25 protein-coding genes are annotated in these 24,139 nt (G+C 41.8%); 22 read left to right on the forward strand and 3 right to left on the reverse strand.

The features are described 5' to 3' along the window. Positions 1-78: 78 nt before the first annotated feature. From VS868_RS07225 to VS868_RS07325, 21 genes are all read left to right on the forward strand, one after another. A complete protein-coding gene (locus VS868_RS07225) occupies positions 79-1,563 on the forward strand; it encodes a DUF5687 family protein (protein WP_266070150.1) in 1,485 nt (494 codons plus the stop codon). A 1-nt stretch (position 1,564) separates the two neighbouring features. Beyond that, a complete protein-coding gene (locus VS868_RS07230) occupies positions 1,565-2,314 on the forward strand; it encodes an ABC transporter ATP-binding protein (protein ID WP_266070183.1) in 750 nt (249 codons plus the stop codon). A gap of 43 nt (positions 2,315-2,357) precedes the next feature. Further along, positions 2,358-3,236, forward strand: a complete 879-nt coding sequence (locus VS868_RS07235; RefSeq protein WP_266070149.1) for a type II CAAX endopeptidase family protein — start codon at positions 2,358-2,360, stop codon at positions 3,234-3,236. 161 nt (positions 3,237-3,397) lie between these two features. Continuing rightward, a complete protein-coding gene (locus VS868_RS07240) occupies positions 3,398-5,929 on the forward strand; it encodes a hypothetical protein (protein WP_345599703.1) in 2,532 nt (843 codons plus the stop codon). After that, entirely contained in the window at positions 5,929-6,342 is a 414-nt protein-coding gene (locus VS868_RS07245; RefSeq protein WP_266070146.1) for a polymer-forming cytoskeletal protein, read from the forward strand. Before VS868_RS07240 ends, VS868_RS07245 begins: the two co-directional genes overlap by 1 nt. Next, on the forward strand, positions 6,302-6,532 hold the full coding sequence (locus tag VS868_RS07250) for an AtpZ/AtpI family protein (protein WP_266070145.1): 231 nt from the start codon (positions 6,302-6,304) through the stop codon (positions 6,530-6,532). Before VS868_RS07245 ends, VS868_RS07250 begins: the two co-directional genes overlap by 41 nt. After that, a complete protein-coding gene (locus VS868_RS07255; protein WP_266070143.1) occupies positions 6,529-6,933 on the forward strand; it encodes a hypothetical protein in 405 nt (134 codons plus the stop codon). Before VS868_RS07250 ends, VS868_RS07255 begins: the two co-directional genes overlap by 4 nt. Positions 6,934-7,039: 106 nt before the next feature. Continuing rightward, positions 7,040-8,152: a F0F1 ATP synthase subunit A gene (gene atpB / locus VS868_RS07260; RefSeq protein WP_266070142.1), complete on the forward strand. Its 1,113-nt coding sequence runs from the start codon at positions 7,040-7,042 to the stop codon at positions 8,150-8,152. Positions 8,153-8,195: 43 nt separating this feature from the next. Further along, positions 8,196-8,393 (forward strand): ATP synthase F0 subunit C, encoded by a 198-nt coding sequence (gene atpE / locus VS868_RS07265; RefSeq protein ID WP_029036344.1) that lies wholly within the window; start codon positions 8,196-8,198, stop codon positions 8,391-8,393. Between the two features lie 89 nt (positions 8,394-8,482). Beyond that, positions 8,483-8,983 (forward strand): F0F1 ATP synthase subunit B, encoded by a 501-nt coding sequence (locus VS868_RS07270; RefSeq protein WP_266070139.1) that lies wholly within the window; start codon positions 8,483-8,485, stop codon positions 8,981-8,983. A 4-nt stretch (positions 8,984-8,987) separates the two neighbouring features. Next, on the forward strand, positions 8,988-9,542 hold the full coding sequence (atpH, locus tag VS868_RS07275; protein WP_266070138.1) for an ATP synthase F1 subunit delta: 555 nt from the start codon (positions 8,988-8,990) through the stop codon (positions 9,540-9,542). Between the two features lie 44 nt (positions 9,543-9,586). Further along, entirely contained in the window at positions 9,587-11,167 is a 1,581-nt protein-coding gene (atpA, locus tag VS868_RS07280) for a F0F1 ATP synthase subunit alpha (RefSeq protein ID WP_266070137.1), read from the forward strand. A gap of 31 nt (positions 11,168-11,198) precedes the next feature. Further along, positions 11,199-11,537, forward strand: a complete 339-nt coding sequence (locus tag VS868_RS07285) for a four helix bundle protein (protein ID WP_266070136.1) — start codon at positions 11,199-11,201, stop codon at positions 11,535-11,537. A gap of 30 nt (positions 11,538-11,567) precedes the next feature. Next, a complete protein-coding gene (atpG, locus tag VS868_RS07290; RefSeq protein WP_266070135.1) occupies positions 11,568-12,428 on the forward strand; it encodes an ATP synthase F1 subunit gamma in 861 nt (286 codons plus the stop codon). A 365-nt stretch (positions 12,429-12,793) separates the two neighbouring features. Further along, on the forward strand, positions 12,794-13,300 hold the full coding sequence (locus VS868_RS07295) for a hypothetical protein (RefSeq protein WP_345599705.1): 507 nt from the start codon (positions 12,794-12,796) through the stop codon (positions 13,298-13,300). Between the two features lie 35 nt (positions 13,301-13,335). Beyond that, complete coding sequence (locus tag VS868_RS07300; protein WP_345599706.1) at positions 13,336-14,790, forward strand: oligosaccharide flippase family protein; 1,455 nt, start codon at positions 13,336-13,338, stop codon at positions 14,788-14,790. Between the two features lie 32 nt (positions 14,791-14,822). Further along, positions 14,823-15,254 (forward strand): dUTP diphosphatase, encoded by a 432-nt coding sequence (gene dut, locus VS868_RS07305; RefSeq protein WP_266070132.1) that lies wholly within the window; start codon positions 14,823-14,825, stop codon positions 15,252-15,254. Positions 15,255-15,422: 168 nt separating this feature from the next. Next, a complete protein-coding gene (locus VS868_RS07310; protein ID WP_345599708.1) occupies positions 15,423-16,433 on the forward strand; it encodes a sugar phosphate nucleotidyltransferase in 1,011 nt (336 codons plus the stop codon). Between the two features lie 23 nt (positions 16,434-16,456). Further along, positions 16,457-17,815: a hypothetical protein gene (locus tag VS868_RS07315; RefSeq protein WP_266070130.1), complete on the forward strand. Its 1,359-nt coding sequence runs from the start codon at positions 16,457-16,459 to the stop codon at positions 17,813-17,815. 6 nt (positions 17,816-17,821) lie between these two features. Beyond that, entirely contained in the window at positions 17,822-18,604 is a 783-nt protein-coding gene (locus tag VS868_RS07320; protein WP_266070129.1) for a DUF4292 domain-containing protein, read from the forward strand. Continuing rightward, complete coding sequence (locus tag VS868_RS07325) at positions 18,601-19,824, forward strand: peptidoglycan DD-metalloendopeptidase family protein (protein ID WP_266070128.1); 1,224 nt, start codon at positions 18,601-18,603, stop codon at positions 19,822-19,824. The genes VS868_RS07320 and VS868_RS07325 overlap by 4 nt, the downstream gene beginning before the upstream one ends. A 155-nt stretch (positions 19,825-19,979) precedes the next feature. Here VS868_RS07325 and VS868_RS07330 read toward each other — a convergent pair whose 3' ends face one another. Together VS868_RS07330 and VS868_RS07335 are read right to left on the reverse strand one after the other, a co-directional pair. Further along, complete coding sequence (locus VS868_RS07330) at positions 19,980-20,495, reverse strand: acyl-CoA thioesterase (RefSeq protein WP_266070127.1); 516 nt, start codon at positions 20,493-20,495, stop codon at positions 19,980-19,982. 488 nt (positions 20,496-20,983) lie between these two features. Next, complete coding sequence (locus VS868_RS07335) at positions 20,984-21,913, reverse strand: SPOR domain-containing protein (RefSeq protein WP_345599709.1); 930 nt, start codon at positions 21,911-21,913, stop codon at positions 20,984-20,986. Between the two features lie 95 nt (positions 21,914-22,008). On the opposite strand from VS868_RS07335, the gene dprA reads away from it, so the two are divergent. Next, the gene (gene dprA, locus VS868_RS07340) at positions 22,009-23,109 is read left to right on the forward strand and encodes a DNA-processing protein DprA (RefSeq protein WP_266070125.1); all 1,101 of its coding nucleotides are present in this window, start codon (positions 22,009-22,011) and stop codon (positions 23,107-23,109) included. Here the strand turns inward: dprA and trpS are convergent. After that, complete coding sequence (gene trpS / locus VS868_RS07345) at positions 23,106-24,074, reverse strand: tryptophan--tRNA ligase (protein ID WP_266070124.1); 969 nt, start codon at positions 24,072-24,074, stop codon at positions 23,106-23,108. The genes dprA and trpS overlap by 4 nt on opposite strands. Between the last annotated feature and the right edge of the window lie 65 nt (positions 24,075-24,139).

Genomic DNA, 24,139 nt, shown 5'->3' on the forward strand with positions numbered 1-24,139 from the left:
CGACAAAAATACAAAGTATGAGAATTTATTTCTGTAACAAAATCGTAAATTTCATTACTTGTAAGGTAAAGTAATACAATGTATCAAAGGTTTATTTCTCTTCAATGGAAGGCTTTTTACCGCTCGGCCAGCTTTGGCAGGAGTATGGGGCTCAAGATATTCATGGCCTTTATCGCGATTTATTTCTCACTGGTGTTCCTCACGCTGGGGATTGGCCTGTACCCTTTGCTCAAGGAAGCTTTCCCGGAACAGGAGCCACTGCAAATAGTTAATAGGTTTCTACTGGTCTATCTCGCACTGGAACTGCTAATGCGCTTTATGCTGCAAACGCTTCCGGTAATGACCATAAAACCATTACTGTCCTTACCCATTCTCAAGTCTAAGGTGGTAAATTACGTGTTATTCCGCTCCCTGTTTTCTTTTTTCAACTTTTTGCCGCTATTGTTGTTTGTTCCGTTTGCGGTCTTTACAGGATATAAGACTGAATATTCGGTTCTTTCCATAACGGCCTGGGCGGTGGCTGTAATTGGGCTTATCTTGTGCATAAATTATCTCAATTTTCTTCTGAAAAAGAAGTTTGCAGATGACCTCAAGGCGCTGCTTCCTTATCTTATTATCGCTCTTGCACTTTATGGCCTTGAGAGATTTGATATTTTTAGTATCACTGAAGTTTTTGCGAGCGGACTAAACTATGTGCTCGAAATGCCATTTTTGGCACTCCTGCCACTCCTGCTTGCCTTTGCTCTTTTTAAATGGAACCAGAAGGTTCTTAAAAGCAGGTTCTACCTTGATGAATCGCTCAAGGCTAAAGTAACCGAGGCAAAGTCACAGGATTTTGCATGGCTTCGCCGCTTTGGAGGTATAGCACCTTTCCTTCAGCTTGACCTTAAGCTAATCTGGCGCAATAAGAGGCCCAAAACCCTCATATTTATTTCGCTGCTCATCATGGGCTACGGCATGATCTTTTATCCGCAGGACACCTATCAGGATTTGCCTTCGGTGTTCGTTTTTGTCGGCATCTTTATGACCGGCATCTTTATGATCAACTTCGGGCAGTTCATTCCTGCCTGGGATTCTTCGTATTATTCTATGATGATGGCCCAAAATATTCCGCTTAAGCAGTACCTCAATGCCAAGGCAGCACTTATCATCTTCAGCATTGTGATTTTGACTATTTTAACCACTCCTTATGTGTTTTTTGGATATAAAATACTGGTAATCAATATTGTATGCGCCATTTACAATATTGGGATCAATGTGCCGGTACTCTTATTTGCCGGATCTTTTAACAGGAAAAGAATAGACCTTGAAAAAAGCCCTTTTATGAACTATCAGGGAACAGGAGCGGCACAATGGCTGGTAGGCCTGCCCTTACTTATTATGCCCATACTCATATTTTGGGTGCTGAATAAATTTGTTTCCTTTGAAGTTGCCACCATAGTTTTGGCAGCTTTAGGATTGCTGGGCATAATATTTAAAAAAGCCATAATGGAACAAATAACCGAGGCTTACAGAAAAAATAAATACGCCATGATCAATGGCTTTAAACAAACAGGAGAATAAGATGATAACAGCTACAAATCTTACAAAAGTTTACGGCGGTACAAAGGTACTTGATGTTGAACATCTGGAGATCCCAAAAGGACAAAGCTTTGGCCTGGTGGGAAATAACGGAGCCGGAAAAACCACATTTTTCAGCCTTTTGCTTGACCTTATTCAGCCAACAACCGGGAGCATTTTTAATAATGAAATTACGGTAAGCCAAAGCGAGGCCTGGAAACCTTTTACCTCTTCTTTTATTGATGAGAGCTTTCTTATTGGCTACCTCACCCCCGAAGAATATTTCTATTTTGTAGGAGAACTTCGCAATCGCAATAAGGCCGACGTTGCTGCTTTTCTGCAGAATTTTGACGAATTCTTCAATGGAGAGATCCTGGGGAGAAAGAAATATCTGCGAGACCTGTCAAAGGGAAATCAAAAGAAGGTAGGAATAGTTGCAGCTCTTATAGGTGATCCTGAAGTGGTTATTCTCGATGAGCCTTTTGCAAACCTCGATCCAAGTACACAGATACGCCTTAAGGCGCTTATCAAGAAATTAACGGCAGGTTCTGAGATGACGGTTTTGATCTCCAGCCATGACCTTATTCATGTGACCGAGGTGTGCGAACGCATTGTTGTTCTCGACAAAGGGCACGTTGTGAATGATATTAAAACTTCGGAAGCAACTCTCAAAGAGCTGGAGCAATATTTTGCCGGGGCAGCGGTGCAGGTAGATGAGGAGCAGCAGGAAAATTCTTTTAAATCTGAAGTTTAACGTGCGCTACCAATAATTTTTCCTGGTGGTTTAGCAGTATTTCATGAGTAGAGAATTTAAAATTGCAGGCTGGGCAAGAATTCTTCTGTTCTTGTTTCCTTACCTGTTGATAGTAGGAGTTTTTCAATTTATAGGTTTGGCAGTAGCCGGAAATTCTATTGATGATCCTCTGTCGAGTATTAGTTCTAAAGAACACTTGATTTCCTCCTTTTTTGATCTTTTAGGCACTTTCCTGGTGCTCTGGATTTTTATGAAATACATTGATAAGGAGAAATTCGTGCAGTTAGGTTTTCAGACAAAAGGCCGGCTAGCCGATTTTGTGACGGGAACATTGGTGGGATTTATTACCATGTTCTCGGGGTTTCTTATACTGATGGGAATAGGAGAAATAAGTTATTCCGGAGTGAATTTTGATATTTATGAATTGTTGATATCAATATTGTTCTTTCTCGTCATTGCAGTTGTAGAAGAAACTTTAGTGAGAGGATATGTGCTTAAGAATTTGATGCTTTCAACCAATAAATATATAGCGATCATTATTTCTTCCGTTATTTTTTCTTTGATGCATGGGGCCAACCCAAATATGAGCCTTTTTAGTTTCATTGACCTTTTTTTTGCAGGGATGATCCTTGGAGTTTCTTACCTGTACACCAGGAATTTGTGGTTCCCTATTGGGTTGCACTTTGGATGGAACCTTTTCCAAACGCATTTTGGGTTCAATGTAAGTGGCCTGGATGTATACTCCTTAATTGAGATTAATTACACTTCAGCTAATTTGTTCAATGGCGGCGAATTTGGGTTTGAAGGTTCTGTGTTTTCTGTGGCTGCGCAGCTTCTTATTTTTGCAGGGATTGTAAATTATTATCAAAGCCGTTCGGGAATTTATTACCTGCAAAGTTTACTTTTAAGGAACAGGAAATAAATGCCCGCTGTCTTTAAAGATATTTATTTAATGCCGAAGATTTAGAAGTCTGTATCTTTGATTTAATGGCATAACATCCCGGTTTTTTTTCGCTATTTTTACCCGCCACAATAATAATTACAGCAGTTATAAGTTATTGCTAATAAGAACGATCACTTGATTTGAAATTATCTATAAAGGTTACTGCCATTTTTTTCCTGTTGGTTGCCTTAACAGGTTGCTCGAGAAAGAAGAACACTTTCCTGAACCGTAACTGGCATGCCGTAACAGCCGAATACAATACGCTTTATAACGGGAATCTCGCTCTTGATCTTGGTATTGAGGCACTTAATGAGAGCTATAGGGACAACTACTGGCAGATTCTTCCGGTAGAACGAATGGAAATTCGTGATGAGGTTATGGCTCCCGGAGAAACCTCAAACCCTAACTTTCTCGTAGCTGAAGAAAAAGCGGTGAAGGCAATTCAACGGCACTCCATGTTGATTGAAGGATCTGAGAATAATCCGCAGATAGATGAGGCGTATCTGTTATTGGGAAAAGCCCGGTACTATGATCAGCGCTTTGTGCCTGCGCTGGAAGCATTCAATTACATTCTTCATAAATATCCTCTTAGCAATACCATCAATGAAGCGCGCATTTGGAGAGAAAAGACCCATATGCGGCTGGAGTTTGATGAACTTGCCATAAAGAACCTTAAGAAGATACTCGACACTGAAAACCTTGAGGAAGCTAACCGTGCCGAAGCTTCGGCAATGCTGGCCCAGGCATATATCAACATCAATGCTCCCGACAGTGCTGTAGCTCATCTTGAACGTGCTGCCGAAATAACTGATTTTAAAGATAAAGAAGGTCGCTACTGGTATATTACAGGCCAGTTATATGATGTGCTGGGCAAAAGCGACAGGGCTTCTTACGCTTTTGATAGAGTAGTGGACCTGAACAGGAAAATACCGCGCATTTACCTGATCAATGCCATGATCAGGCAAATTGAATACAGCAATGCCACAGCCCAGGATAAGGCTGTGATACTGGAGGAGCTCAATTCCATGGCAAGAAATTGCGAAAACAGGCCGTATCTTGATAAGATCTATTTCCAGCTGGCCGAATTTCATTATCAGCAGGATTCCGTGGCATTGGCTATAGATTATTACAATCGCTCCCTTCGTACTCCCTCAGGCAATACCTACCTGCAGTCTTTAGACTATCAAACGCTGGGGAATATTAATTTTGATGCCGCCCAATTTGAGGTTGCCGGCGCCTACTACGACAGTACGCTCACAATGCTGCCCGATAATAGCAGGGAATACCGCCTCATAAAGAGAAAGAGAGACAATCTTGACGATGTGATCTATTATGAGAAAATGGCTCAGAACGCCGATAGTATTTTACATTTGGCCTCTCTAACCAAAGACCAACAACTCGATTACTTTACCCGGTACACCACACAATTGCGAGAAGCGGCTGTTGATGCGATAGAACAACCTGAACAACAACAGGCTGCTCAGGAATTTTTTGAGACTAAACGCCCTTCGATGCCCGGTGTGCCAAATCCGGGATCTTCTTTTTACTTCTATAATCCTACTGTGGTTGCCTTCGGAAAACAGGAGTTTTTCAGGTTGTGGGGTGACAGGGAACTTGCCGATAACTGGCGTACCCGCAGAATAAGCGGAGGGGGAGAAGACCTTGCGACTGAAGGTGTGAACGATCTTATTGATAATGATCCAAAATTTGATCCGCAGACTTATATAAGTAAGATTCCACAGGATGTGGCGGTATTAGACAGTCTTAAAAAGGATCTCAATTTTGCCAGTTATCAACTCGGATTGATCTATAGGGAAAAATTCAGTGAAAATGAGTTGGCGGCCGATAGACTGGAATTTGTATTGGCAAATCAGCCCGAGGAAAGATTGGTGTTGCCTGCAAAATACAATCTCTACAAAATTTACTCAGATTTGGGAATGCCCGGAAAAGCACAATCTCTTAAGACTGAAATTCTGATGGCTTATCCCGATTCACGGTATGCGGCAATACTTTCAAACCCTGAAAGCCTTTTACAGGATGAAAATAACCCCACAGCAATTTATGAAGAACTGTATGCTGGGTATGAATATCAAAAATATGACTCTGTCATTGTAAAAAGTAACCGTTTAATTGAACAGTTTGCAGGAGACGAAATTGTTCCAAAACTGGAGCTTCTAAAAGCGATGGCCGAAGGCAGGCTTTATGGATTTGAGGCTTACAAAGAAAGTCTCAACTATGTGGCTCTTAATTATCCGCAAACTGTTGAGGGTAAAAAAGCACAGGACATTATTGACAGGGCTTTACCTACCATGGCGACAGCTGAATTTGTGCCTCAAAATTCCGGCAATTCCTTCAAGTTAATATTTCCGGTTAATAGGGAAGAAAAAAAGGATGTTGACAGCCTGCAGCAGTCTCTTGTAAATGCCCTTCAGGAATTTGGATATTCAGGAGAGGTTTCACGGGACGTTTACAATTCCAATCAGGATTTTATAGTAGTACATGGATTCTCTTCGGCAGCAGCAGCTAATTTATTTGCGCAACGGCTTGAAGAGGAAGATAAGTATGCTATTGACGAAAAATCTTTCTATATTTCGACCCCAAATTACCGGATCGTGCAGATCCATAAGAACATAGAAAATTATTTAGAGACTTTAAATTCCCCCTCACCCTAATGTTTAAGCAGGAAAAAGCAAAGCAGGTAAAAGAAAACAGCAAGGAACAAAACAAGATTTCCCAGGGCACAAAAATTACCGGAAACATTGAAGCTAAAGGCTGTTTTCGAATTGATGGGCATGTGGAAGGAACGGTCAAAACCCCCGGAAAAGTAGTTATTGGCAAAGATGGTTTTGTAACAGGAGAGTTGAGTTGCGAAAATGCCGATATTGAAGGTAAATTCAACGGAAAACTGAAAATTACGGGCACCTTAAGCTTAAGAAGTACTGCTGTTATAGATGGGGAAGCCGTAGTTGCGAGGCTGGCCGTAGAGCCGGGCGCAACATTTAATGCCACCTGTACCATGCGTGGCGGCGTGAAAGCGATTCACAATGAAAGAGGAGAAAGAAAAGAACAAGAACAGTCAGCTTAAAAACTGGGCGGTATTTACCGGGATTGCCTTTCAAATGGGTGCCACAATTTTTTTGTGTGCATGGATAGGGAAAAAGCTGGATGAAAGATACCCCATGGAAAAGAACTGGTTTACTATAGGCTTTGTACTTTTTGGCCTGGTAGCTTCAGTTTACGTCGTTTTAAAACAGCTTAAACGTTACAACAATTGAATCCTCTTATTTTTAAAGATCTTTTCAGGTTTGTCCTCCTTCTTTTTCTTGTTGCGGGATTGAGCTATGGGATCCATTATTTTGTTGTCACTTCCTATTTCTCGCGGCAAACTCTGGAGCTTGTAAATTTCGCTTATAAGTTTTGTGTGGGCATCACACTGCTTTTTACCTCTACCATTATTTTAGCCAGCTCACACCTCAAAGAGCAACTCGGATTTATATTTCTTATTAGTGGTATGGTGAAGCTGGGAATCTTTTATTTCCTCATCAAGACTTCAGGATTTGACCTGGACAAATCTGTCTTTTTACATTTTTTTGTTCCTTATGCGCTTTCTGTGGTGGTGGAAATTATCTATATCGCGAAAATCCTCAACCGAACTAACTTCTCGAAAGACAGATAATTAGGGCGAGTACAGGGCAAAAAAACAATTACGAAACATAGGCTGTGTTTTTTTATATAATTATGTACATTTGCAGCCAAATTAAAGGACTGTAATTCACCCGAAAATGCAAAAGGAAAACGTTGCGAAGTTTTTATTAGCCTGTCTTTTAATGTTTGTGAGTATTAGTTCACAGGCATTTACTGCAAAAGAGCCTCAGGAAGGGGGCGATGCAAAGGTCAATACCGAAGAGGAAATTAAGGATTATATTGATCATCACCTTGCAGATTCTCATTATGTAAATTTCTTTTCTGACGGGGAAACCGGCGCACATTATGGTTTTTCGCTTCCTGTGATCCTTTGGGATGATGGGTTGAAGGTTTTTTCTTCAGGAAAATTCCATCATGGAGAAGACCTTGCTGTAATTGATGGTCAACATTACCGTCTTTATCATTCTAAGATCTATAAAACTGATGCCGAGGGTACTATCACCTATGGTGAGAATGGATTTCCTTCAAATGAACGTCCGCTTGATTTCTCTATAACCAAGAATGTACTTTATATGTTGGTTGTGAGTATTCTAATGCTTCTTGTATTTGGAGGTTTGGCACGACAGTATAAGAGCCGTAAGATTCCAAAAGGGTCAGGAAGAGTGCTTGAGCCTCTTGTGTTGTATGTGCGTGATGAGATAGCGAAACCCAACATCGGGAAGAACTATAGAAAATATACCGGATTTTTATTAACAGTTTTCTTTTTTATCTGGATCCTTAACCTTTTGGGAATGACGCCACTTGGTGTGAACGTGACCGGGAATATCGCGGTGACCATGGCTTTGGCGTTGATCACATTTTTCATTGTTCAGTTCAGCGGAAATAAGGATTACTGGAAACACATTTTCTGGATGCCGGGAGTGCCGTGGCCTATGAAGATCATCCTTGCACCAATCGAAGTGCTGGGGATGTTCACAAAGCCATTTGCCCTAATGATCCGACTTTTTGCGAACATGACTGCAGGGCACGTGATTATTATGACCCTTCTTGGATTGATCGTGGTATTCCAGAATTGGATCGCAGGACCTGCTTTCTTTGGGTTCACTATTTTCATTTCTATAATTGAATTACTGGTAGCTTTTTTACAGGCATATATCTTCACCCTGCTTAGCGCCCTTTACATAGGGATGGCGGTTGAAGAGCATGATGATCATCATCCTGCCGACAACGAAGATATTCCTGTAGTATAATATAAACACATTTAAGAGTAAGTTTAATTTTTAATAAGTAAGTATGGAAGCCTTAAATTTAGATTTGATTGGAGCTGGTTTAATTATTATTGGAGCTGGTTTTGGTCTTGGTAAGATTGGTAGCGCTGCAATGGAAGGAATTGCACGTCAGCCAGAAGCTGCCGGTAAAATCCAAACTGCAATGATTATCATCGCTGCACTTTTGGAAGGTGTTGCTTTTGCTGCTCTTTTTGCAGTATAATCAATCAGAAAGAACTTCAGGCTTTGCAGCGGTTGGCTGCAAGGCTTGAATTATTTAAAAATTAAACAATAGAAGAAATAAGATAGAATATGGAAAAGTTAGTCAACGATTTTTCTTTTGGATTGTTTTTCTGGCAGATCATTATCCTGGTTGTGCTGGTTGCCTTATTAGCAAAATTTGCATGGAAACCTATATTAGATGCTCTGAATGAAAGGGAGCAGGGAATACAGGATGCCCTAGATTCGGCTGAAAATGCGCGTAAGGAAATGCAAAACCTTCAGGCCGATAACGAGAAGTTATTGCAGGAAGCCCGTATGGAGCGTGATGCTATGATCAAAGAGGCAAGAGAGATCAAAGAAAAAATGATTTCTGAAGCTAAAGAAGATGCCCAGAAAGAAGGTGAGAAAATGATCCAGCAGGCAAAAGCGACTATTCAGAATGAGAAGAATTCAGCGCTGGCCGATATCAAGAATCAGGTGGCTACCCTATCTGTTCAAATTGCCGAGAAAATGGTAAGAGAAGAGCTTTCTTCCAAAGGCAAACAAGAAAAGCTGGTAGAAGACATGCTTGATGATGTTACCTTAAACTAAGAAGATGCAGGGAAGTAGAGCAGCAGCGAGATATGCCAAAGCCCTTTTGAGCCTGGCGCAAGACAAAAATGTTACTGGAGAGGTAAACGCCGATATGGTTCTTATTAGTAAGACTATACAGGATAGTGAAGAGCTCCAGGCTTTTTTGAAGAGCCCTGTGGTGAAAAATACCATGAAGAAAAATGCCCTTTTAGAGATCTTTAAATCTGTGAATGGCGTTACTTCAGGATTATTTGAGATCCTAATTGAGAACAATCGTTTGAACATCCTTCCTTTGGTTGCATCAAGTTATGAGCGTCTTTATGACGAGATGAACGGAGTACATGTAGCGAAGGTTACAACGGCTATTCCGCTTACTCCTGCACTTGAGGCAAAGATTCAGCAAAAAGTAAAGGAACTAACAGGAAATGAGGCTAAGATTGAGAACATTGTTGATGAGAGCATCATTGGCGGGTTTATCTTAAGAGTGGGTGACATCCAATATAACGGAAGTGTGAAGTCGCAGCTTACAGGTCTCAAAAGAGAATTACAGAACAATACATACGTAGCAAAAATTTAATTAAAACCGCTGCGCCTGGGCGTAGCATTTTATTCTAAATAATTATGGCAGAAATTAATCCGGCTGAAGTATCAGCAATATTAAAGAAACAGCTTTCCGGGTTTGAGGCTAAGGCTTCCCTTGACGAAGTTGGTACAGTTCTCAATATTGGGGATGGTATCGCTAACGTCTATGGACTTTCCAATGCACAATACGGGGAGTTAGTTGAATTTGAAGGCGGATTGGAAGGAATTGTACTTAACCTTGAAGAAGACAATGTTGGGGTAGTACTATTAGGTCCATACAAACAGGTAAAAGAAGGAGCAACCGTTAAGAGAACTCAGCGTATTGCTTCTATCAATGTGGGAGAAGGAATTGTTGGACGTGTTGTAGACACGCTTGGGCAGCCTATCGATGGAAAAGGACCAATACAGGGTGAGACATTCCAAATGCCATTAGAGCGTAAGGCACCGGGGGTAATTTACCGTCAGCCGGTAACCGAGCCGCTTCAAACAGGAATTAAGTCTATCGATGCCATGGTACCAATTGGTCGTGGACAGCGGGAGCTTGTAATTGGTGACCGTCAAACTGGTAAGACAACAGTGGTTATCGATACTATTCTAAATCAAAAAGAATTCTACGATGCAGGGGAACCTGTTTATTGTATATATGTTGCTGTAGGGCAAAAAGCCTCTACTGTGGCAGGTATCGCCAAGACCCTTGAAGATAAAGGAGCTCTTGCCTATACCACTATCGTAGCTGCAAACGCATCCGATCCTGCTCCTATGCAGGTTTATGCTCCATTTGCAGGTGCTGCGATTGGTGAGTATTTTAGAGATACAGGTCGTCCTGCATTGATCGTTTATGATGATCTTTCAAAGCAGGCTGTTGCTTACCGTGAGGTATCTTTGCTTCTAAGACGTCCACCGGGGCGTGAGGCATATCCTGGAGACGTTTTCTTCCTTCACTCAAGATTGCTTGAGCGTGCTGCAAAAGTGATTGCTGATGATAGTATCGCGAAGAACATGAACGATCTTCCTGATGTTTTGAAAGACAAAGTAAAAGGTGGAGGATCGCTTACCGCACTTCCTCTTATTGAGACACAGGCGGGTGACGTTTCGGCGTATATCCCAACCAACGTGATCTCAATTACCGATGGGCAGATCTTCTTAACATCCGATCTTTTTAACTCTGGGGTGCGTCCTGCAATTAACGTGGGTATCTCTGTATCACGTGTGGGTGGTGCCGCGCAGATCAAGTCGATGAAGAAAGTTGCCGGTACACTTAAACTTGACCAGGCACAGTTCCGTGAATTGGAAGCATTTGCCAAGTTCGGGTCAGACCTTGATCCTGCAACATTGAATGTGATCGAAAAAGGTAAGCGTAACGTGGAGATCCTTAAGCAGGCTGAGAACAACCCTTATCCTGTAGAGAACCAAATCGCGATTATCTTTGCCGGTTCCAAGAACCTGTTGAGAAACGTTCCTGTAGAGAAAGTAAGAGAATTTGAAAAAGATTACCTGGAATATCTTGATGCCAAGCACAGAGATGTACTTGATCAACTAAAAGCAGGTAAGTATACAGATGAACTCACCGACACGCTTACAAACGTAGCTAAGGAGATTTCAGCTAAATATAAAAAGTAGTATGCAAGTGCAGAGTTAAGAGTTTTGAGTTATGAGCAAATTGGAAAATAGCCCGGTTCGGATTAAAAGTTTCCAGTTTGCTTGTGATATCGTTCTCTTTACCCGGTCCTTGAAAAAACGAAATGAATTTGAGCTGGCTTCCCAGCTTTTAAAAAGTGGAACTAGTATTGGAGCCAATGTTAGAGAAGCACAAAGGGGAGTAAGTACAAAAGATTTTAAAAACAAATTCGGTATTGCTTTAAAAGAGGCCGACGAAACCAAATATTGGTTAGAGCTAATAGAGGCAACTTCGGATATTGATTGCAAAATTTTAATTGCTAAGTGTGAAGAGTTGATAAGAATTATAGTTTCAATAATAAAAAACTCATAACTCTCAACTCTTAACTCATAACTAAAAAGAATGGCCAATTTAAAAGAATTAAGAAGCAGGATTACTTCGGTGTCTTCAACCATGCAGATCACCAGTGCCATGAAAATGGTATCGGCTGCAAAGTTGAGCAAGGCGCAGGATGCCATTACCGCTATGCGTCCTTATTCAGAAAAACTTTCTGAACTACTTCAGTCTCTCAGCGCGACACTAGACAGTGACCAATCGAGCAAATACGCCGAGCAACGTGAGGTGAACAAGGTGCTTATGGTAGCAATTTCCTCGAATCGTGGATTGGCAGGTGCTTTTAATTCCAATATCGTAAAAGCATCAAAATACGTTGCAAACCGCGATTACAGCGATAAAAGCGTAGAATTCTACAGCGTAGGAAAAAAGGCAAATGATATTCTGAAGAAAACTTTCAACATCTACAAAACCGAGACCGCTATTTATGACGACCTTAGTTTTGAGAATGCTGAAGCTCTTGCCAAAGAATTAATGACCCTTTTTGTAGAAGGCAGGTTCGACCGAATCGTTTTGGTGTACAACCAGTTTAAGAATGCCGCTACTCAAGAAGTGCAGGTAGAGCAGTTTTTGCCTATTGTTCCTGTTGAAAAAGATGAAAATGTGACCTTAGATTACATTTTTGAACCTTCAAAAGAGGAGATCGTGATGGAGCTTATTCCAAAATCTCTTAAAATGCAGGTCTATAAAGCCCTGCGTGACTCTTTTGCTTCAGAACACGGGGCTCGTATGACAGCAATGCACAAGGCAACAGATAATGCACAGGAACTTAGAGATTCCCTGAAGTTATCTTACAACAAAGCAAGACAGGCTTCTATCACCAACGAAATTCTTGAAATTGTTGGTGGAGCTGAAGCTTTGAATAAATAAAGATTCAGCTGGCGACAATTGGACGTAGCGATAGCGAAGTCAAATTAGCCAATCCTGAATCTTTAAATAAATAAAGATTCAGCTGGCGACAATTGGACGTAGCGATAGCGGAGTCAAATTAGCCAATCCTGAATCTTTGAATAAATAAAATTATTGCTGAAAATTTCAGCTTTTTGAAACTCCGTATCATCCGATACGGAGTTTTCTTTTTTAAGGGTTTTATTGAAAATTAAAAAAAGGCCCTAATTTAAACTTTAAGAACCTGTCTTGACTCCCGACTCTTTGTTCGCAGCGATTTTAAGTCTAAAAAATAATTGGTATCAAAATTGGAGTACTACCTCCTGAACCTATAATTCCTTTAAGCGATGAAACCATTTTTTTTCTCTTTTTCGGCCCTTTTAATCCTTATGAGCTTTAGTAATTGTGCCAATGGCAAGCAATTGCAGGAGGAGCCGCCCAAAGCTGTGGGAGAAGCTTTTTACACTACCTGGACAGGTGGCGTGAGGGGCGCAGGTTCAGGTTTTAATCTGTTCATTCCGGTGACGGCAAATTCAGAGATTAAGATGGATACCGTTTACTTCCGCGGAAGAAAAGGTGTACTTGAAATTGAGCCTTCCAACCCCGACCTTTACGTGGCGCGATTTGAAACTCCCGGTGCAACAAAGGATTTTGTTATGCATAAAGATCCAAAAAAGGAGTTTGGGAACGAGGTTCCAAAAATGATTGAGAAAATACCTTTCGAACTTGCCGAAGGTGAGGCAGTAGTGCACTATACCAGGAACGGTAAGGAAAAATTCTTCAGGATAAAAAATATTCAGAAAAAAGACAGCGAACAAGTGCGCCTAAAAAACCCTAAAAACATTCAGCATTAATAGTACATTTGTGAGGAATTCTCAAGCAAAAACTATTGGCGCTCTTTCAGAAGCTATTTAAACAAACCGTCGTTTATGGTGTTGCTACAGTGGTACCCAGGATGCTATCATTCCTGTTGTTGCCGCTGTATTCTGCTTACCTTCCTACCCAAGGTTTTGGAGAAGTAGCAATCGTCTTTTCCTGGATGGCAGTGTTTAACGTGCTGCTCGCTTATGGGATGGAAACCTCATTTTTCAGGTTTTTTCATCAGGAAGAATTCCGTAAAGAGGTCACAGCCACCTCTGCACTTTCATTAATAGGTTCTACCTGCATATTTCTACTGCTGGGTTTCCTCTTTATGGAAGAAATTTCCTTTGCTACGGCCATTGCCTCTCATTACGTGCTCTACGTGATCCTGATTTTGGCACTCGATGCTCTGGCGACCATACCTTTTGCCTGGCTTAGGGCCACCGAAAGGCCAGGTGTTTTTGCTGCAATCAAGATTGGAAATGTTGCTGTTAACCTCGGGCTCAATATCTTTTTCATTGTCTATCTGCCAGAATTAGCATCCAAAAATGCCTTTTTTGAGACCCTGTATATTCCCAATTTTGAAATTGCTTATATTTTCATTGCCAACCTTGTTGCGAGTGCATTAACGCTACTGGTCATGTTGCCATTTTATTTTAAACTTCCGTATTCTTTTAACAGCGGTCTTTGGAAAAAAATGCTCAACTACGGCACCCCAATTTTAATTGCGGGGATAGGTTTTGTCATTAATGAAGTCTTTGATAAGATCCTGCTCGGCTGGCTGTTGCCTCAGGATATTGCAAAGTCTGAAGTTGGTGCCTATGCCGCCTGTTACCGCCTTGCACTTTTTATGACCTTGTTTGCCACGGCTTTCAGGTTGGGGATTGAACCATTTTTCTTTAGCCATGCCAAAGAAAAGAATGCGCCTCAAACCTACGCCACAATTACCAAATATTTTGTCATTTTTGGCGCCCTTATCCTGGTGCTGGTTACTATATTTTCTGACCTTTTAAAATTGCTGCTCATTAGAGATTCCTCATACTGGGACGCCATGGTGGTGGTACCAATGATCCTGGCCGCAAACTTTTTCCTGGGTATTTACCACAATCTTTCGGTTTGGTATAAGGTGAGCGACCGCACAAAATTTGCCGGCTATATCTCCCTTTTTGGAGCCGCAGTTACGTTGATCCTTAACTTCTGGCTTATTCCTTATTACAGCTATGTTGGGTCGGCCGTTGCAACTATGGTGGCCTATGGCAGCATGATGTTGCTCTCTTTTTACTTCGGAAGAAAATACTATCCCATTCCTTATGACCTGAAGCGAATTGGCGGCTACCTGCTCATTTCCCTCACTTTTTCGGGGATCTATTTCTACCTTTTTAGAAATAATTATTACTTCGGAAGTATATTAATCCTTATCTTTTTTGCCCTTATTTATTACGCTGAAAAGGATCAGTTAAAACAGCTTTTGAAGAAGTCATAATTTGAACTGCTTCCGAAGAAAACTAACAAAGCATGAACGTAAAGATAATTAACAAATCAAAGCACGAATTACCGGCCTATGAAACCGGATCATCTGCAGGGATGGACCTGCGAGCCAATATTTCTGAACCTGTTACCCTGGCACCCCTAGCCCGGGCTATTGTCAAAACAGGGCTTTTCATTGAACTTCCAGTAGGCCACGAAGCCCAGGTGCGCCCACGCAGCGGGTTGGCTGCCAAAAAAGGCATTACGGTACTAAATTCTCCCGGCACAATTGACGCCGATTATCGGGGAGAAATTGGGGTGATCCTGGTGAACCTTTCTAATGAAGAATTCACGATAAATGATGGGGAGCGCATTGCACAGATGGTCATCTCCCGTCACGAACACATCACCTGGAAAGAAGTTGACACCCTCGAAGAAACTTCACGCGGCAGCGGCGGCTTCGGAAGCACGGGGGTCTAGTACGTAGTGCTCAATGTTCAGTAGGCAGTTTTGATCAGTAAATAATTAACAGTGATCAGGATCTTAAAAGCTGTGCAAGGAACAACAAACAATAAATCAAGAACAAATTCATTAGTAAGTAAGAATCTTAACCTAAGATCTCACTACTAAATACTCAATACTAAAAAAATGAAAATCATAGTTCCCATGGCGGGTCGCGGGTCGCGGCTTCGTCCACATACCTTAACAGTTCCAAAACCTTTAATTCCCATTGCCGGGAAACCCATTGTTCACAGGCTGGTTGAAGATATCGCAAAAGTTCTCGATGAAAAGATCGATGAAATTGCCTTTATCATTGGAGAAGATTTTGGTGAAAAAGTAGAAACCGACCTAAAGAAAATTGCAGAGACCCTGGGCGCAAAGGGCACCATTTATTATCAGGATAAACCTCTTGGCACCGGTCATGCTATTATGTGTGCCAAAGATTCTTTAGAAGGCCCCGCAGTGATTGCTTATGCCGATACACTTTTTAAAGCCGATTTTACGTTAGATAAAGAAGCCGATGCGGTGATATGGGTAAAACAGGTAGAAAATCCTTCAGCATACGGCGTAGTGCAGTTAAACGAGAAGCGGGAGATTACTGATCTTGTTGAAAAACCTTCAGAATATGTGTCAGACCTTGCTGTAATTGGAATTTATTACTTCAAGGATGTAGCGATTCTTAAGGATGAACTGCAGGGAGTGCTTGATAATAACATTATTCGCGGCGGGGAGTACCAGATCAATGACGGGATAGAGGCGATGAAGCAGAAAGGCGCGAGATTCGTTCCGGGGAAGGTTGATGAATGGATGGATTGTGGTAACAAGCAGGTGACTGTAGAGACCAACACCAGAATGCTTAAATTCCTTCAGGAAGATGGTGAAAAGCTGGTGGCTTCTAACGTAGAAATGGAAAATTCAGAAATTATTGAACCCTGCTTCATTGGTGAGAACGTGGTGCTCAAAAATGCCAAAATAGGACCCAATGTTTCTATTGGAAACGGAACTAAAATAAGCAACTCGACCATTAAAAACAGTTTGATCCAAACCTTTGCTGAAGTAGAAAATGCAGATCTCAATAACGCTATGATAGGTAATTTTGCCAGGTTCAATGGTGAATTTACCGAAATTAGTATCGGTGATTACTCTGTGCTGGAGTAGCGCTTTGCAGCATTAAAAAATGCATGAAAAAAAGGCTTTACATAATACCATTTTTGACCCTGCTACAGCTGGGTAGTATCTCCTATGCACAGGAGAAACCGGTGGTAGAAATGGCCCAGGATGACCTGGGAAATGTAACAGATGCCTTTCAGGAGCATTTTTTTGAGGCGCTAAAGCAAAAGGCAATAGAAAACCATGAAAAGGCGATAGATGAGCTGGTGCAAAGTCTGGCGTTAAAGCCCGATGAACCTGTAGTGTATCTTGAGCTGGGTAAAAACTATAATGCCCTTGGCCAATATTCCCAGGCTGCAGTGTATCTGGAAAAAGGTCGAAAAGCAGTGCCCGGGAATGAGGGAATGCTCGAGGAGCTTTACACCACTTACTTCGAGGGCAGGGAATTCAAAAAGGCACTGCCGGTGGTAAGAGATCTGGCCCGGTTGAATACTGCTTTTTCAGAAGACCTGGTGAACCTGTACATTCAGACTGAAAAATACGATGCAGCCCTTGGGCTTCTCGATTCGCTCGACCAGGTAAAAGGTTCCAGCACCTACCGGGAAAGTTTGAGGCGGCAGGTTTATGCCCGTACCAACAACGTGGAGGCACAGATAAGCGATTTAGAGGAAAACATTGAAGAGAACCCTAAAAACGAACAGGATTATCTCAACCTTATCTTTGTTTACAGCGAAAACGGGCAGGAAGAAGAAGCTTTTGCAACTGCAAGGGAACTGTTGGAAATAAATCCCGGTTCCCAGCTCGTGCACCTGGCCCTTTACAAATTCTATATTGCCGATAATAAAGCTGAAAAGGCCGTCAACTCAATGGAAATTCTGCTTAACAGTGACCAGATAGATGAAGTCACAAAGTACCAGGCGCTCAATGATTTTCTAATTTATGTAACCGAAAATCCTTCTTTGGAAGAAGATTTGATACAACTGGTAGAGACTTTTTCAGAAAAAGAAAATAACCTGAAGGTCTATAAACAGCTTGGCACTTTCTTCATTGAAAAAGGGAAGAAGGAGCTGGCATTAAATTATTTTAAAACTGCGCTTGAAAATGACATGGATGATTTTAATTTGTATCGAAATGTCATAAAACTGGAGGCTGAAAAAGGGCATTTTGAAGAGGTGAAATTACTCACTGAAAAAGGTCTTGAAATTTTTCCCACCCAGGCGTGGTTGTTTCTCATGCAGGGAAATGCTCTTAACGGCTTGAAGGAATATCAAAAAGCAGAAGAAATACTTCTTACAGGCCTGGATTACCTCATTGATGATGCCGAAACTGAATGGGAATTTCACCGTCAACTCGCTATAACATATAAAGGCCTTAACAAAGCTGAAAAAGCTGCAGAAGCTCTAAAAAAAGCTGAAAAATTAGAAAATTAATACTGAATGACCTGTAAACAATTAATTCCCGTAGTTCTTATTTCCTTAATCCTATTCTCATCCTGCGGCGGCGCCCGTAAAGCAAAAATGGGGACTGTAGCCCCCGAAGATGCTGCTGTTGCTGCTGTTGTTGACCAGCACTACAACAGAGAAGTTGACTTCAATACCTTACAGGGCAGGCTTAGTCTCGATTACCAGACAGAAGAGCGAAGCCAGAGCGTTACAGTGAATTTCAGGATGAAAAAGAATGATACCATCTGGATGAGCGGGCAGTTGCTGGGCATTCCGCTGGCTAAGGTCTTGATCACCCCAAATTCGGTGCAGTTCTATGAGAAAATCACAAAGACATATTTTGATGGTGATTTCAGCCTATTAAGTGACCTGCTGGGAACTCCGCTGGATTATGAAAAGGTTCAGAATCTTTTATTGGGTCAAACCATTTATGACCTTAGGGAAGAAAGGTATAAATTGACGGAATCTTCAAGAGGCTACCAGCTGCAACCTGAACAGGAAAATTTCCTGAAGCGAATGTTCCTTCTTGACGCCGGAAACTTTAAGGCCCTGGCACAACAACTGGGGCAGGAGCAGGGCAACAGGAGCGTAACAGTCACTTACCCGGAATATCAGAAGATTGGCCGGCAGCTTTTCCCGTTGCAAATCAAGATCATAGCTACAGAAGGCACCCAAAATACCCGTATTGATATGACCTTTAGAAACATTGAGTTCAATGTTCCTGTTTCTTTTCCTTTTTCAATACCTTCGGGCTACGAAGAAATTAGCATAGAATGAAGATAAAGGTTCTATTACGGCATGTCTTTTTTGCAGGATTTTTATTGTCAAGCCTTCACGGCTTTTCTCAGGAAAACAAGCGGGAAGAGCTGGAGCAACGAAGGCTGGATTTGCAGCAGGAGATCAAAAGGATCAATTCTTTACGGACTTCAAACCTAAAGAAAGAAAAATCTATACTTACCGAGGTAGAAGACCTCGATCAGCAAATTCGCAGTACCGAAAAGTTGATTCGGGTTACGAATCAACAGGCGAATTTACTTACACGAGAGATCAATACCAACCAAAACCGGATTGGCACCCTTCGCAAGGAACTCGAGCAGCTTAAGCAGGATTACAGTAAAATGATCCGGAAATCTTATAAGAGTAAGTCGCAACAAAGCAGAATTATGTTTCTGCTTTCTTCGGAAAACTTCCTGCAAGCCTACAAAAGACTTCAGTACATGAAGCAATATGCCAATTACCGGCATCAGCAGGGAGAGGAGATCCAGCTGCGCACCGAAGAACTTCAAAAGCTCAACCAAAGCCTGGCAGAACAAAAGAAGACAAAGGACAGGTTAATTGTTGAAAACCGAAAGACCCGTGCATTGCTGGAAGAAAGTAGAAAAGAACAGCAGTCTCTAATTGCTGAAGTTCGTAAAAAAGAAGGTCAGTTTGCTTCTCAGCTCAAAAAGAAACAGCAGGAAATAAATGCTATAGACCGGGAGATAGAGAGAATTATCGAAGAAGCTATTGCAGCAAACAACAAGGCAGAAGGTTCTACTTCGAGAAGTGTCTTTAAACTTACGCCCGAGGCCAAAGCTCTTGCTGCCGATTTTGAAAAGAACAAAGGGAAACTTCCATGGCCGGTAAGAACAGGTACTGTGGTGCTCCGCTTTGGAACACAACCTCACCCTATAGTAAAGACTGCTACCATGAACAGTAATGGTGTGAGAATAGCGACAGATCCTAACTCAAAGGCCAGGGCTGTTTTTGGCGGCACGGTAAGTGAAATTATTGCGGTTAAAGGATCCAGCCTCATGGTAATGGTAAGGCACGGAGATTATATCACTATTTACAACCACCTTGATTCTGTTGATGTACGCAAGGGTCAGCAGGTGGCACTTGGCCAGGACATTGGAAGTATCGCAATTAACAAGACCGACGGCAGAACTACGCTATATTTTGTAATGTACAAGAACAACCAAAAGCTTAACCCCGAAGAGTGGATCTACCAGATGTAGATTTCGGACACCGAAATCAATAATCTAGAATCTAGAGTCAGGACTGTTTATTTCTATGGAATGGAGCTCCTCCGGAGCGACATATTTTATGAGCTGAAGCCTGAATATAGAATAGTTGCCTGTTTTCAGCACGGATTTTACATCCGAGCCATCTTCTAAGAATTCACGAATAATGCTTTAAGTTCTGTTGCTTCAGATGGTTTCATTTTTCCGGCTAGCACAAGGCTTAATTGTTTGCGGCGTAAGGCAGCCTCATAGCGTTTCTTTTCCAGTTCGGTTTCAGGCTCTAAAGGTGGAATGGCTACCGGGGTTCCGGTCTCATCTACAGCTACAAAAGTGTAGATGGCTTCATTCGCTTTACTGCGTTCTCCGCTCTCGCGATCTTCCACCCAAACGTCCATATAGATCTCCATTGAAGATTTAAAAGCTCTTGAAACTTTTGCTTCTACAGTTACCACACTTCCCAGAGGAACGGCCTTATTAAAAGCTACATGGTTCACAGAGGCAGTAACCACAATTCTGCGGCTATGGCGTCTTGCGGCGATGCTGGCTGCACGATCCATCCGCGCAAGCAATTCCCCTCCAAAAAGGTTATTTAAGGGGTTGGTTTCGCTTGGTAAAACGAGGTCTGTAAGAGTGGTTTTAGAATCTTCTGGAGTTCTGGCTTGCATTTTTAAAATTTTCGGCAAAGTTAACATGCTTTATTCTAAATGCCGTTAAGGAGGTATTAAAAAAGTGGCAGTAGGCAGTGATTAGCAGGCAGTCTGGTGTTCAGTGCTCGGTGCTCAGTTTAAGTACCTTCGCTTAGTTTTAGCTGTGTCATGATTAGTGGCTGAGTTTTTCGTTATCTACCTCAATGTCTGGCTGAACTACCCGTGCAATCACCAGTATTTTTTTGGGTCTAAATCTTATATTGGGTTAATTGAACATCTATTATGTTCTGCGGGTTCTGGGTTGCAAAAAAATAGGTGAGAATCTGTGAAATTCAAAGGGAAAAAGGGAATAGCTGGTCACGTAAAAATGAACGATCAGCGATAAACATTATCACTGGAAATTAAAGTTGGTGCCTGGAATTTGGTGCTTATAACTCAAGATATAGTAGATATCAGTCATAACCAGTATTAACTGCCTACTAAAAACTGAGAACTGCGAACTGAACTTACAGCTCTTCAACGAGTAACCAAGCCCCCGGATTGTTCTTTTTCACCCGGTAAAGCTCATTGGTAGCTTCCCTGCGGGTTTCATGACTACTGGAGATCACCTGGTGCAGGCCAAATCTATTTTCACCAATTTGGCGGGCTTTGAATCCCTGGGCTTTAAGTTCCTCAACAGCTTTGGCAGCATTTTCGGCTTCTCTAAAGGCTCCGGTTACTATATGATAGTTTCCGGTTTGTTTCGAGACTTTTAAAGTAACAGCAGGAAGCGGATTGTCAATTACAAAAGTGGCCTGCTGAATTTTGTTTTCCAGCTGAGAAGCGGCTTTTTGTTGTTCGGCAATATTGTGCTCATTTACCTGATCACTGTAAATATTAAGGCCGGCAGCTCCACTAAGTCCAATAACAACAAGACCTACAGCGGCATATTTTAACCAGCGGTTAGCCCTTCTTTCAGGTGTAAATGCGACAGGTGCTTTTTCTTCAATTTCCTGTGCCTGTTGTTTGTACACTTCACGGGAAACAGCATTCCTCTTAAAGGAATCAAGACCAAATGCTTCTTTCATGAAGTTCATCTGGGCAGCAGGTTCAAATTGTAGTTTCTCTCCTTCAGTTAAAGAAAAAGAACCCACATTCTGAAAATTCACCGTCTTGTTTTTTTCAAGAACCAGCTCCAAATCCTGTACAAATTGCTCTATCTGTTCAAGGGCATTATTGTACGATACCTTTTCAGCTTCCATAATATAATTAGCCAACAGGCCATCATTCTTAATGAGCTGGCGATTAAAAGAAACTGTTTTTCTTGGAGGAAAAAATTCCCCATTAGAAGGATGAATGCCTGCGGAATGTTGTTGCGTAATAAAAGCACCAAACCCCGGAAGAATTACACATTCATATCGGTATAGAAGATCGTGGATGTAATTTGCTATTGCCATTGAAACAAATGTAAAGATTTTTATTTTCTGAAAAAACAGGCTTTCTATATTTTATTAACAAATTTTTTTGCTACTTTTCAGGCTTTAATTTGGCTATGAAAGATTCTGATTTACAGTATGTTTTGGCTTTGCAGCACGTTCCAAATCTGGGGGATGTTTCAGCTAAAAAACTCATCCGCCACACTGGATCTGCCGAGGCTGTTTTTAAGGAAAAAAAGTCCGCTTTACTCAAAATTGACGGGATAGGAAATACCAAGCTCAGCTACCTTTTTTCATCTGAAAATCTCAAAGCTGCCGAAAAAGAGCTGGAATTTATTTTACGCAACAAAGTTAAAACACTTTACTACGAGAACAGCGATTACCCCGAAAGATTAAAACACTGCCTTGACGGGCCTATCCTACTTTTTGAAAGAGGAAATATTCAACTTGACAACAGAAAGATTCTTAGTATAGTTGGCACGCGTAAGGCAACTACCCACGGAATCTCTTTTTGTGAAAGGTTCATAGAAGAGCTCGCACCCCTTAACCCGGTGATCGTTTCGGGTTTTGCTTACGGGATAGACATTGCGGCACAACGGGCAGCCATTAAACACAATCTACAAACCGTTGGCTGTCTTGCCCACGGGCTAAATCATATGTACCCGGCGGTTCATCAAAAGTATGTGGCCGGGGTAGAGAACAACGGTGGTTTTCTAACCGATTTCTGGAGTACAGATACCTTTGACCGGAATAATTTCTTGAAAAGAAACCGCATTATCGCCGGAATGAGCGAGGCTACAGTGGTCATTGAAAGCGCCGAAAAAGGCGGATCTCTGGTTACTGCCGATATTGCAAATTCTTATAGCCGGGAAGTTTTTGCAGTTCCCGGCAGGCCTACCGATCTTCAAAGCAAAGGCTGTAATATGCTTATCAAATCTCAGCAGGCCCATGTCATGACCAGTGCGGCCGATCTCATTTATATGCTTAACTGGCACCCTCAAACCCCGGTAAAAGCGGTTCAAAAACAGCTTTTTGTAGAGCTGGAAGAAGATGAGCAGGCTCTCTACGGCTACTTAAAAGACAGGGGAAAAGAACAGCTTGATCTTATCGCGCTCAACTGCAGTATCCCAACTTTTAGAGCAGCTACACTTTTGCTCAATATGGAACTCAAAGGCGTGGTAAAGCCTTTGCCCGGTAAACTTTTTGAGGCGGTTTAGTAACCCAATTTTTTTCTTACCCGCATTAATACATCATCGGCTACCTTTCGGGCTTTTTCTGCACCTACAGCAAGAGCTTCTTCCACTTTGTCGGGGTTCTGCATGTAGAAATTGTACTGGGCACGTTCCTTTTCAAACCGGGTGATCAACAGGTCGTAAAGTGCCTGTTTAGCATGCCCGTATCCAAAACCTCCTGCTTCATATTTCTTCTTCATCTCGGCAGTTTCTTCTTTAGATGCTACCAGTTTGTAGATGTTGAAAACATTGTCAGATTCGGTGTCTTTTGGTTCTTCAAGGGGAGTACTATCGGTTTGTATCGCCATGATTTGCTTCCGCAGCTGTTTATCGGGTAAAAACAGGTTGATGATATTGCCTTTAGATTTGCTCATCTTTTCCCCATCGGTACCGGGTACGTACATGGTTTCTTCAGAAACGCGCGCATCGGGCATTACAAAAGTATCTCCCATTTTTGCATGAAACCTCGAAGCCACATCCCTGGTCATTTCCAGGTGTTGTAGTTGATCTTTCCCTACCGGAACAATTTCAGCATCATACAAAAGAATATCCGCAGCCATTAAAATAGGATAATCGAATAAACCGGCATTAACATCCTCCAGTCTGTCGGCTTTATCTTTAAAAGAGTGGGCCAGGGTAAGGCGTTGGTATGGGAAAAAGCAGTTGAGGTACCAGGTAAGTTCTGTTACCTGTGGGATATCGCTCTGCCTGTAAAAAACCGTTTTATCAACATCAAGACCAAAAGCCAGCCAGGTAGCTGCGGTAGAGAGGGTATTTTCCCTTAACACCTTTGGATCTTTAATTTGGGTTAAAGTATGCAGGTTTGCTATAAATAAAAATGAATCATTCTTTGGGTCGTTGGCCATTTCCACGGCGGGAATAATAGCTCCTAAGATGTTCCCCAGGTGAGGAGTACCGGTACTCTGTACTCCGGTGAGAATTCTAGACATCGGCTTTCTTTATTTTTCTACAAAGGTATCTTTTTTAGGGAAGACGTTCAATTCAATTCATTACT

This window comes from Salinimicrobium sp. 3283s, from assembly GCF_039602225.1.
Taxonomy (GTDB): domain Bacteria; phylum Bacteroidota; class Bacteroidia; order Flavobacteriales; family Flavobacteriaceae; genus Salinimicrobium; species Salinimicrobium profundisediminis.

What these genes read in the sequence shown, in the direction of transcription:
- VS868_RS07225 (WP_266070150.1), top strand. Translation starts at nt 79, where the DNA reads ATGTATCAAAGGTTTATTTCTCTTCAATGGAAGGCTTTTTACCGCTCG.
- VS868_RS07230 (WP_266070183.1), top strand. Translation starts at nt 1,565, where the DNA reads ATGATAACAGCTACAAATCTTACAAAAGTTTACGGCGGTACAAAGGTA.
- VS868_RS07235 (WP_266070149.1), top strand. Translation starts at nt 2,358, where the DNA reads ATGAGTAGAGAATTTAAAATTGCAGGCTGGGCAAGAATTCTTCTGTTC.
- VS868_RS07245 (WP_266070146.1), top strand. Translation starts at nt 5,929, where the DNA reads ATGTTTAAGCAGGAAAAAGCAAAGCAGGTAAAAGAAAACAGCAAGGAA.
- VS868_RS07250 (WP_266070145.1), top strand. Translation starts at nt 6,302, where the DNA reads ATGAAAGAGGAGAAAGAAAAGAACAAGAACAGTCAGCTTAAAAACTGG.
- atpB (WP_266070142.1), top strand. Translation starts at nt 7,040, where the DNA reads ATGCAAAAGGAAAACGTTGCGAAGTTTTTATTAGCCTGTCTTTTAATG.
- atpE (WP_029036344.1), top strand. Translation starts at nt 8,196, where the DNA reads ATGGAAGCCTTAAATTTAGATTTGATTGGAGCTGGTTTAATTATTATT.
- VS868_RS07270 (WP_266070139.1), top strand. Translation starts at nt 8,483, where the DNA reads ATGGAAAAGTTAGTCAACGATTTTTCTTTTGGATTGTTTTTCTGGCAG.
- atpH (WP_266070138.1), top strand. Translation starts at nt 8,988, where the DNA reads ATGCAGGGAAGTAGAGCAGCAGCGAGATATGCCAAAGCCCTTTTGAGC.
- atpA (WP_266070137.1), top strand. Translation starts at nt 9,587, where the DNA reads ATGGCAGAAATTAATCCGGCTGAAGTATCAGCAATATTAAAGAAACAG.
- VS868_RS07285 (WP_266070136.1), top strand. Translation starts at nt 11,199, where the DNA reads ATGAGCAAATTGGAAAATAGCCCGGTTCGGATTAAAAGTTTCCAGTTT.
- atpG (WP_266070135.1), top strand. Translation starts at nt 11,568, where the DNA reads ATGGCCAATTTAAAAGAATTAAGAAGCAGGATTACTTCGGTGTCTTCA.
- VS868_RS07295 (WP_345599705.1), top strand. Translation starts at nt 12,794, where the DNA reads ATGAAACCATTTTTTTTCTCTTTTTCGGCCCTTTTAATCCTTATGAGC.
- dut (WP_266070132.1), top strand. Translation starts at nt 14,823, where the DNA reads ATGAACGTAAAGATAATTAACAAATCAAAGCACGAATTACCGGCCTAT.
- VS868_RS07310 (WP_345599708.1), top strand. Translation starts at nt 15,423, where the DNA reads ATGAAAATCATAGTTCCCATGGCGGGTCGCGGGTCGCGGCTTCGTCCA.
- VS868_RS07315 (WP_266070130.1), top strand. Translation starts at nt 16,457, where the DNA reads ATGAAAAAAAGGCTTTACATAATACCATTTTTGACCCTGCTACAGCTG.
- VS868_RS07320 (WP_266070129.1), top strand. Translation starts at nt 17,822, where the DNA reads ATGACCTGTAAACAATTAATTCCCGTAGTTCTTATTTCCTTAATCCTA.
- VS868_RS07325 (WP_266070128.1), top strand. Translation starts at nt 18,601, where the DNA reads ATGAAGATAAAGGTTCTATTACGGCATGTCTTTTTTGCAGGATTTTTA.
- VS868_RS07330 (WP_266070127.1), bottom strand. Translation starts at nt 20,495, where the DNA reads ATGCAAGCCAGAACTCCAGAAGATTCTAAAACCACTCTTACAGACCTC.
- VS868_RS07335 (WP_345599709.1), bottom strand. Translation starts at nt 21,913, where the DNA reads ATGGCAATAGCAAATTACATCCACGATCTTCTATACCGATATGAATGT.
- dprA (WP_266070125.1), top strand. Translation starts at nt 22,009, where the DNA reads ATGAAAGATTCTGATTTACAGTATGTTTTGGCTTTGCAGCACGTTCCA.
- trpS (WP_266070124.1), bottom strand. Translation starts at nt 24,074, where the DNA reads ATGTCTAGAATTCTCACCGGAGTACAGAGTACCGGTACTCCTCACCTG.